Source organism: uncultured Parabacteroides sp., from assembly GCF_905196875.1.
GTDB lineage: Bacteria > Bacteroidota > Bacteroidia > Bacteroidales > Tannerellaceae > Parabacteroides.
In genome coordinates this window covers 20,741-27,659 of record NZ_CAJJWO010000067.1, presented here as the reverse complement: position 1 = coordinate 27,659, position 6,919 = coordinate 20,741, and the positions used below count along the sequence as shown (strand labels likewise).

6 protein-coding genes are annotated in these 6,919 nt (G+C 47.5%); 1 reads left to right on the top strand and 5 read right to left on the bottom strand.

Going from position 1 to position 6,919, the window contains the following annotated elements:
- Positions 1-7 precede the first annotated feature (7 nt).
- The gene (locus QZ076_RS17600) at positions 8-931 is read left to right on the top strand and encodes a TPM domain-containing protein (RefSeq protein ID WP_293715426.1); all 924 of its coding nucleotides are present in this window, start codon (positions 8-10) and stop codon (positions 929-931) included.
- Between the two features lie 467 nt (positions 932-1,398).
- Here QZ076_RS17600 and QZ076_RS17595 read toward each other — a convergent pair whose 3' ends face one another.
- From QZ076_RS17595 to QZ076_RS17575, 5 genes are all read right to left on the bottom strand, one after another.
- Positions 1,399-1,887, bottom strand: coding sequence for an NAD(P)H-dependent oxidoreductase subunit E (locus tag QZ076_RS17595; RefSeq protein WP_293715423.1), 489 nt, complete (start codon positions 1,885-1,887; stop codon positions 1,399-1,401).
- A 3-nt stretch (positions 1,888-1,890) separates the two neighbouring features.
- On the bottom strand, positions 1,891-3,681 hold the full coding sequence (locus QZ076_RS17590; protein ID WP_293715420.1) for an NADH-dependent [FeFe] hydrogenase, group A6: 1,791 nt from the start codon (positions 3,679-3,681) through the stop codon (positions 1,891-1,893).
- A gap of 30 nt (positions 3,682-3,711) precedes the next feature.
- A complete protein-coding gene (locus QZ076_RS17585) occupies positions 3,712-5,505 on the bottom strand; it encodes an NADH-ubiquinone oxidoreductase-F iron-sulfur binding region domain-containing protein (protein ID WP_293715417.1) in 1,794 nt (597 codons plus the stop codon).
- 24 nt (positions 5,506-5,529) lie between these two features.
- The gene (locus tag QZ076_RS17580) at positions 5,530-5,928 is read right to left on the bottom strand and encodes a (2Fe-2S) ferredoxin domain-containing protein (RefSeq protein ID WP_293715414.1); all 399 of its coding nucleotides are present in this window, start codon (positions 5,926-5,928) and stop codon (positions 5,530-5,532) included.
- A 103-nt stretch (positions 5,929-6,031) separates the two neighbouring features.
- Positions 6,032-6,919: a serine acetyltransferase gene (locus tag QZ076_RS17575; protein WP_129733653.1), complete on the bottom strand. Its 888-nt coding sequence runs from the start codon at positions 6,917-6,919 to the stop codon at positions 6,032-6,034.

Below are 6,919 nucleotides of genomic sequence, written 5' to 3'. Positions count from 1 at the left end.
TACAGGCCTGTTGCTGATGTCTCTTTTTCCTTTGCATCTTTCGGCTGCAAAGGATTATATTGTCGAGACAATACCCAACGTACGCCTCTCCGACCGGTATAACCACGTAAGTAACCCGGACGGAATTATCCAGCCGCAGGATGTAGACCGTATCAACCACCTTCTACAGATTGTCGAAGACAGCCTGGGGATAGAAGTAGCCGTTGTTGCCGTCGAAAGTATCGGCGATAACGATGCTCGCATGTTCGCAACCGACCTGTTTCAACACTGGGGATTGGGAAAGAAGGGAAAAGATAACGGTTTGCTGATCCAGCTTGTCACCGAACCGACACAACGCTCTGTCGTTTTCGAGACGGGCTACGGCCTGGAAGGCGTACTTCCCGACGCCATCACCTACCGCCTGCAACAAAAATACATGATCCCCGATCTGAAAGCCGGCGATTATAGCACAGGTATGCTGAAAGGCGTTGCCGCCGTAAAGGAATACCTGATGGCGAGCGACCATGAGCGTGCCGCCATGACAGGCGGTGGTCATAACCGGCAAGCAGAGGGTGACGACCTCTTTATGTGGTTGTTCATCATTATGATTGTCGTATTTCCCGCGGGAATCTTCATCCTTGTCTCTTTTCTGAAATATCGCCCGCGTATCTGCCCCCGTTGCGGACAAAAGACATTAGTATATGTAGGTCAGCAAGTTGTACAGAGAGCGACTTACAGCTCCGAAGGATTAGCCGAAGAGACATACAGATGTAAGAATTGCGGCTATACGGAAAAGAAAAACCGTAATATCAGCCGGCTGAGGCGCAGTACTGGCCCTGTCATCATCGGTGGCGGTGGACGAGGCGGCGGTTTCGGAGGAGGCTTTGGCGGTGGCGGAGGTTCCTGGGGCGGAGGACGCTCAGGTGGTGGTGGTTCCATCAGCAGGTTCTAGCCCGAAAGTAACTAAAAACTAACAGGCAAGTCTGGACTAACTAAATCAAAGGACAGGACTCACTATTGCCAGGGTGTACAGGATAATCGATTAGGGTGTACACCATACTGAGCCAGCCTGTACACCTTAATTCGACAAGGTGTACAGGCTGGCTTTTGTTTGTTACTGCTTTCGTATTAGTTCCTCCTGTCTTTTACCATAAAAGGTCGTTTATCAGGATTTAGTTTTCTATACACAAAAGTTTTTCAACTTTATTTGCCATTTGCCATAATTCAATATAAACAATTACCGATAAGCTAGTTACATCATGGCAAATACTTGTTTTATTTGCAATACCGTTTGCCATTTGTCATATTGCTGAAAGCAGATATGAACCCGCCGGAAGAAGTGCCTTCATGTCGTTACACTATAATATTCAAAACATAAAAAGGTGATATGAACCCATGAAAGCACTTTTACAAAAACATTTATTCTTCCCGGATATAATACTCCGACAAGATATCTCTTACTTTTTCGGGGGTAATTCTTCCGTATACCTTACCGCCTATCGTTACGACAGGAGCCAGTCCGCAGGCACCCACACAACGCAGGCAATCCAAAGAGAACAACCCGTCGGAGGTCGTCTCTCCTATTTTTATCTCCAACTGACGCTGGAATTCATCCAGTACTTTTTCGGCTCCACGTACATAACAGGCAGTTCCCAGACAGACGGAGATCGGGTATTTCCCTTTCGGAGTCATGGTAAAGAATGAATAGAAAGTAACTACGCCATACACACGGGATACGGGAATATGCAATTCGGCAGCAACGATCTCCTGTACTTCACGGGGAAGGTAACCGAATATTTCCTGTGCTGCATGCAATATATTGATCAGTTCACCGGGATCGTTGTCGTGATCTTTGCATACGGCATGCAGTTCTTTTACTTTAGGCTGGGGCAAATGTATCTTTTCCATGGCTTATTCGTCTTTATCTGTTTCCAAAAACATATTGATTACCTCTTTGCGGTCGAAGTAATGAGTATGCAGTAACTTATGCGCTTTCGGTCCGCAAGGTTCACCCAGATAGTCTTTATACAACTGCTGTATATAAGGGTTTTCATGGCTTTTGCGAAGCGGCTTGCTTTCGTCTTCGCTATATAGAGCGGCAGCCCGTTTGCGAAGCACTTCTATGCGTCCCTGATGGAACGGCTGTCCGCCACCTCCGATACAGCCACCGGGACAGGCCATTATCTCGATAACGTGATAAGGGGATTTGCCGCTCTTCACCTCTTCTACCAACTTGCGGGCATTACCCAGGCCGTGGGCGATACCGATCTTCACAGGCGTGCCGTCGAAGTTGATCGTTCCGCTGCGGATACCTTCCAGACCGCGTAATTCCTTAAATTCGATTTTCTCTAACGGCTTCTTTGTATATAGTTCGTAAGCCGTACGGCAGGCTGCTTCTATTACGCCTCCGGTTGTTCCGAAGATAACTCCTGCACCGGTCGACTCGCCGAGAGGATGGTCGAAGTCGCTGTCGGGAAGCTCGTTGAAGTTGATATTCGCATAACGGATCAGACGGGCCAGTTCGCGGGTATAGATGGATATATCGACGTCCGGATTTCCTTCGACGGCAAACTCGGGACGGCTGGCTTCGTATTTCTTAGCCAGGCAAGGCATGATGGATACGACCACGATATTCTTTCGGTCTACTCCCAGCTTTTCAGCGAAATAGCTTTTGGCTATGGCTCCGAACATCTGTTGCGGACTCTTTGCAGTGGAAAGGTTACCCAGTAATTCAGGGAAATGCTGCTCTACGAAACTGACCCAACCGGGACAACAGCTTGTCATCATCGGTATCTTTACTTCCTCGTCGCCCGAGAGGTATTTACCCAATCGTTGCAACAGCTCCGTTCCTTCTTCCATGATGGTCAGGTCGGCTGCGAAGTCGGTATCGAATACATAATCGAAACCTAGCTGGCGAAGGGCGGAAACCATCTTTCCGGTGACCAGCGTTCCCGGTTCGCAACCGAAGTCGCGTCCGAGAGCAGTTCGTACTGCGGGGGCGGTTTGGGCGATAACGATCTTGGTCGGATCGGCCAATGCATCGAGTACGGGTTGTTGCGTATTACGTCCGCTCAGGGCGTTTACCGGACAAACAGATACACATTGTCCGCAATAGGAACAGGTACTGCCGGCTATGTCGCGTTCAAAAGCCGTCGACACGGCGGCATTGAAACCACGGTTGACGGCTGTCAGTGCACCGACGGTCTGTATACTGTTGCACATAGTCTCGCAACGGCGACACATGATGCATTTATTCATGTTGCGTACGATTGACGGCGAACGGTCGATCTCGAAGGTGGATTGTTCGCCCTGATATCTTATCTCGCGGATACCCAGGTCGTGGGCGATCGTCTGAAGTTCACAGTAACCGTTACTGCTACAGGTAAGACATCCGGCCGGATGGTTCGACAGGATCAGTTCCATTACGGTCTTGCGGGCATTCATTACCCGGGGCGTGTGGGTTCTGACAACCATTCCTTCCGTACATTCCATCTTACAGGATGGAGCCAGATTGCGGCGGCCTTCTATCTCCACTACGCAGATACGGCAGGCTCCGGGATTATTCTCATAATTCAAATCTTCGAGTTTCATGTGGCAAAGTGTCGGTATACGAATACCAAGGCTCTTTGCAGCGTCAAGAACGGTCGTACCTTTCGGTACTTCCACTTCCCTGTTATCTATCGTTAGTTTTATATTTTCCATATCTTTAATCTGTCAATTGTCAACTGCCTTTTAGTGTACGTAAATAGCATCGAACTTACATTTCTCTATACATGATCCGCAACGGATACATATTTCCGAGTCGATCGTGTGAGGAACTTTCCGGCTGCCGGTGATAGCATGTACCGGACATATTCGGGCACACATGGTACATCCTTTACATTTCTCAGGATTGATAAAGTACTGAGTCAGTTCGCGGCACTGGTGAGACGGACAACGCTGTTCGTCGACATGCGCCAGGTATTCCTCATAGAAATTATCCATAGTGGAAAGAACCGGATTAGGCGAAGTTTGCCCCAGTCCGCAGAGAGCAGTATCCTTGATTACCATAGCTAGATTACGCAATTTGTCGAGATCTTCAACAGTTGCTCTTCCCGTCGTGATCTTCTGCAGCATTTCATGCAGGCGTTTATTCCCGATACGGCAGGGAGCACATTTACCGCACGATTCTTCTACCGTGAAGTCGAGATAGAACTTGGCCATAGCGACCATGCAGTCATCTTCATCCATAACGATCATACCGCCTGATCCCATCATTGAACCTGCTGCTATCAGGTTATCGTAGTCGATAGGCAAGTCAAGATGCTTCTCGGTCAGGCAACCGCCCGACGGTCCGCCGGTTTGTACGGCTTTGAATTTCTTTCCGTCTTTAATACCTCCGCCGATACCGAATATAACTTCACGAAGGGTTGTTCCCATCGGTACTTCTATCAAGCCGACATTGTTGACCTTTCCGGCCAAGGCGAAAACCTTTGTCCCTTTGCTTTTTTCCGTACCTATACCGCTGAACCATTTGGCTCCTTTCAATAGGATAACGGGGATATTGGCATAGGTCTCTACATTATTAACGTTGGTCGGACAACCTTTATATCCGCATTCACTGGGGAACGGCGGCTTGACGGTTGCTTCCCCGCGAAGTCCTTCCATACTGTGGATCAGAGCAGTCTCTTCACCGCAGACAAATGCTCCGGCTCCATAACGTATCTGGATATCGAAAGAGAAATCAGTCCCGAAGATGTTTTCTCCCAGAAGGCCGTATTCTTTGGCTTGACGGATCGCAATTCTCAACCGTTCGACGGCTAGCGGGTACTCGGCACGGATATAGACCAGTCCTTTGCTGGCTCCGGTACAGTATCCGTTGATGGCCATTGCTTCGACGATGGAGTGCGGATCGCCTTCCAGGATGGAACGGTCCATGAATGCACCGGGGTCTCCTTCGTCGGCATTACAGACTACGTATTTCTGAGGAGCCTGTACTTTACGGGTGATCTGCCATTTGAGTCCGGTCGGGAAACCACCACCGCCCCTGCCACGTAGTCCGCTGTCGATGATCTCTTTGATCACCTCGTCGGGTGTCATTTCCGTCAGAGCTCTACCCAGGGCGATATAACCGTCACGGGCGATGTATTCGTCGATGTTTTCCGGATTGATGAAACCGCAGTTGCGTAAGGCTATACGTAACTGTTTCTTATAGAAGTTGATATGCTTGGAGTCGAGTATCTGCTCGTTCGTCTCGGGATTAACATAGAGTAAACGTTCTACTTTGCGGCCTTTTACCAAATGCTCGTTTACTATATCGTTCGCATCTTCCGGTTTTACTTCTACATAAAATGTATTATCCGGGATCAGCTTTACTACAGGACCTTTCTCACAGAAGCCGAAACAACCGGTCCGGATCACCTGTACGCTCTCATGTAAACCGTTTTGCCTGACTGCTTCCTTTAAGTTTTCTAGTATAAGTTCGCTTTGAGATGCACGGCAGCCTGTTCCTCCGCACACCAGAATATAGTTGCTAAATTGTGCCATTATGTAAGTATTTGGATAGGTTTGTTATTCGGGACCGACCGAGTTATAATTGACAGGTATGATATCATCTACTAAAATACCTTGTTTGATATAATTAGTAACGATCTCGTCTACTCTTGTCTTGTTGACACGCCCGAATACGATCGGTTCTTTACCGGGAACAGTAATTTCGACTGTGGGTTCTGCATAGCAATATCCCATACATCCGGTTTGGGTAACCAGTGCATCCACACGTTCACGATCGAGTACTTCAATAAAGTAACTCATCACTTCCTTAGCTCCCGCCGCTATTCCGCAGGTAGCCATCGCGACCTTGATCTGAACCATTTGTTCGGGGTTATTACTTTTCTCACGTAAATCAAGGGAGGTGCGTAAGGACTCGCGCATCTTCCGAAGGTCATCTAACGTTTTTACTTTGCTCATCACGTATGCATTTAAGGTATTAGACCCTGTTAAGGGTATAGCACAAACATACGTATTTCTCTTTAATTTATAGTAGTGTTTTGACCTAAAAAAAGAAAAAGGTTTATTTATCTTCAACGGCTCGTGACTGAAGAACTTTTGAGTTCGGAGGTACGCTATGGGTCAACCAAATATTACCTCCTATCACAGATCCTTCTCCAATCGTGATGCGTCCAAGTATCGATGCGTTGGAGTAAACAGTTACATAATCTTCAAGAATAGGATGCCGGGGAATATCGATAGGTAATCCTTCTTCGTCCAACGTAAAGTTTTTCGCCCCCAAAGTGACTCCCTGATATAAGCGCACATGATTTCCTATAATGGCAGTCTGGCCGACAACGATACCGGTTCCATGGTCTATACTAAAGTACTCGCCGATCTGTGCCCCCGGATGAATATCGATCCCGGTATCCGAATGTGCCATTTCTGTAATGATACGTGGCAGAACAGGTACTCCGAGTTTCAATAATTCGTGGGCTACACGTTGATACAGGATAGCACGTACTGCCGGATAGCAAAAGATGATTTCGCTAATACTCTTCGCAGCCGGATCGCCATCCAGGATTGCTTTAATATCTGTTGAAAGAAGATATTTGATATGAGGTATCTGATTGATAAAGCTGATCGCTATCTCCGAAGAACGGTCTTTGGAGTCGCAGCAACGGTCTACTTCAAAACATAATCCATTGTATATCTGTTCCTGCAACAAATCATATATCTGCTCCAGATATACCCCTGTATAATATTGTATAGAATCAAACTGTGCCTCCTGCTCAGAACCAAAGAACCCCGGAAAGATTACTTTCCGCAGTAACCGCATGATCTCTCGAAGCGAATGAACGGAAGGTGACGGCTTCTGATGCAACGGAATGTATTTATATTCCGGCAAATCGGAAGCCGATAAACGTTCTACGTTTTTTTGTATCTGGTTTAATATATCTGCTCTAGTCAT